The sequence below is a fragment of the Actinocrinis sp. genome, assembly GCF_035946395.1.
Lineage (GTDB): Bacteria > Actinomycetota > Actinomycetes > Streptomycetales > Catenulisporaceae > Actinocrinis.
In genome coordinates this window covers 1-2623 of record NZ_DASYZI010000081.1, presented here as the reverse complement: position 1 = coordinate 2623, position 2623 = coordinate 1, and the positions used below count along the sequence as shown (strand labels likewise).

Genomic DNA, 2623 nt, shown 5'->3' with positions numbered 1-2623 from the left:
CTTGACGCGTGCGCAGCTGCGACACGTGCCGAGTGGACCGTGCAGAGCGATCAGCGGACGGTTTTCCACAGCCTGGGGATAACCGGCGCCCGACCCGCGCTCTCGCTGGCGTCGAGTGACCCACGCGGCTACCTGCGTGCGCTGGCTCAGGCATCCGCTGCCGCCGAGCTCACCGACGCGGATGGCCTTGGCGGCTTCGGATGGCTGGCGCAGGGCATCTCGGCGCCGATGCCGCCGTCACTCGCTCAGATCACGCGCCGTCAGTCAACCGGTCACGCATAGTCGGTCAACCGCGCGATGGTGAAGCCCCACCCCTGGATGTGCTTGAACGGTTCCCCATCATGTCGATCATCACTGCGCTGCCAAGGAAGCGGTGTCGAGAACGGTTGTCTGGATACGTCGGCGGTGCGGCCGCTCTTAGTCTGCTGATCCCCGAGAGTGAGAGACTTACCAGTCATGGGACAGCTTGTGGAGCGCACGGCGGGGATAGGCGCCGGACTGGCGACTGAGGACATGATCCTCAACATCGGTCCGCAACATCCGTCGACCCACGGCGTGCTCCGGCTGCGCCTCGTGCTGGACGGCGAGCGGATCGTCTCGGCCGAGCCGATCATCGGCTACATGCACCGGGGCGCGGAGAAGCTGTTCGAGGTTCGCGACTACCGGCAGATCGTGGTGCTCGCCAACCGGCACGACTGGCTCTCCGCGTTCTGCAACGAGCTCGGCGTGGTCCTGGCTGCGGAGCGGATGCTGGGCATGGAGCTGCCGGTGCGCGCGGCGTGGGCGCGCACGATGCTCGCCGAGCTGAACCGGGTGCTCAGCCACCTGATGTTCCTCGGCTCGTACCCGCTGGAGCTGGGTGCGATCACCCCGATCTTCTACGCCTTCCGGGAACGGGAGGACTTGCAGCGGGTGATGGAGGAGATCTCCGGCGGCCGGATGCACTTCATGTTCAACCGGGTCGGCGGGCTCAAGGAGGACCTGCCCGCAGGCTGGCTGGACCGGGCCCGGCGCACCATCCACGCGGTGCGCAGGCGGCTTGCGGACATCGAGAACCTGATCCATGGCAACGAGATCTTCCGGGCACGCACCGAGGGCGTCGGCGTGATCACGCCGGAGCAGGTGGCCTCCTACGGCCTGTCCGGGCCGATCGCGCGGGCCGCCGGCGTGGACTTCGACCTGCGCCGCGACGACCCGTACCTGGCGTACGGCGAGCTCGGCGACGTGCTGCGCGTCGTCACCCGGCGGACCGGGGACTGCTTCAGCCGGTTCGACTGCCTGCTCGAACAGACCAAGGTGTCGCTCGATCTGGCCGAGGCCTGCGCGGACCGGCTCGCCGTACTGCCGCAGGGCCCGATCAACCTGCGGCTGCCGAAGGTGCTCAAGGTGCCCGAAGGCGAGATCTACACCTGGACCGAGAACCCGCTCGGCATCAACGGGTACTACCTCGTGTCACGCGGCGAGAAGACGCCCTGGCGGCTGAAGCTGCGCTCGGCCTCGTTCAACAACGTCCAGGTGCTCCGCGAGCTGCTGCCGGGGCATCTCGTCGCGGACATGGTGGCGATCCTCGGCTCGACGTTCTTCGTGGTCGGAGACATCGACAAGTAACGCCGATCAGGCCATTCGCCTGATCTCTCGCACGGAGAACTCGACGGTCTCGTCGTACGCGGTCAGGTCGAGGATGTCATCGGAAGCGACCGTGCCTATCACCGGGGCCATCGCGAGCGCGGCGTCCGACACAGGGACCGCCGCCGCAGCCAGATGATCGATGAACGGCCGATAAAGCCGGTCGGTCTCGCCGGTGAGCGAGTCCGTATCGTCCTCACTGCGTCCCTCCACGACCTGCCAGCCGCGACGCTGTGCCGCCGTCGACCCGGACGCCGTCGACCCGGACAGTGCCGGTCCAGACAGGGACGGTGCGACAGGCTCGGCCGCGCTCGATCCGCTGTCGGTGGGCCGAGCAGGGCGAGCAGCTGTCTGCGGCTCCTCGACAGGCGCCTGCTTGCCCGGCACGCCGGTCTCCCGCGCCTTCGCGGCGCTCTTCCTACCGTCGAGCGGCTGTTCGAGGGTCAACGTCACGGGCGACTTGTTCGTCGGCCAGCCGGTCGCACCGGTGAACGCGTCCAACTCCCGTTCGGCGGCGCGACGCGCGGTGCGTTCCCGCTCCAGCAGTTCGCGCGCGCGGAAGAGCTGATCCTGGATCAGGATCGAGTACTGCCGCTCATGTTCGAGTTCGGCGTGCGCCCGCTCAAGTTCGGCGTGCTGCCGGTTCACGGCGGCTTCCGCCTCGTCCAGGTCCGCACGCCCGCTGCGGGCGATCTCCTCGGTGTGCTGGTCAAGCAGCCCCCGCTGCTGCCAGAGCGTCCCGCAACCGATGAGTGCTGCGACCGTCGCGGCGCCGTAACCGGCCCACGCTCCAGCGGGCTGCCCGAGTATCGCGGTCAGGCCCCCGCCCGCCGTGGTCAGAAGAAGTACCACCACGCTCGACCGGGCTCCCGACGGACCCGCCCCCGCAGTCTGCCGATGACGCATAACAAAACTCTAGAGGTTGTGTCGCAATCTACGGAATAGTTGTTTGCAGATTGAAAAGTCAAGACTGCCTAATGCATCGTCAGACGATGGG

The 2623-nt window shown here is 67.7% G+C and carries 2 protein-coding genes and 1 pseudogene; 2 read left to right on the top strand and 1 reads right to left on the bottom strand.

Features of this window, described 5'->3' with window-relative positions:
* Nucleotides 1–282: pseudogene (locus tag VGS97_RS05615) on the top strand (hypothetical protein); the annotation flags it as partial.
* Between the two features lie 174 nt (nucleotides 283–456).
* Nucleotides 457–1608, top strand: a complete 1152-nt coding sequence (locus VGS97_RS05610) for an NADH-quinone oxidoreductase subunit D (protein WP_326852136.1) — start codon at nucleotides 457–459, stop codon at nucleotides 1606–1608.
* 6 nt (nucleotides 1609–1614) lie between these two features.
* Here the strand turns inward: VGS97_RS05610 and VGS97_RS05605 are convergent, their stop codons facing one another.
* Nucleotides 1615–2481, bottom strand: coding sequence for a hypothetical protein (locus VGS97_RS05605; protein ID WP_326852135.1), 867 nt, complete (start codon nucleotides 2479–2481; stop codon nucleotides 1615–1617).
* Nucleotides 2482–2623: the final 142 nt, after the last annotated feature.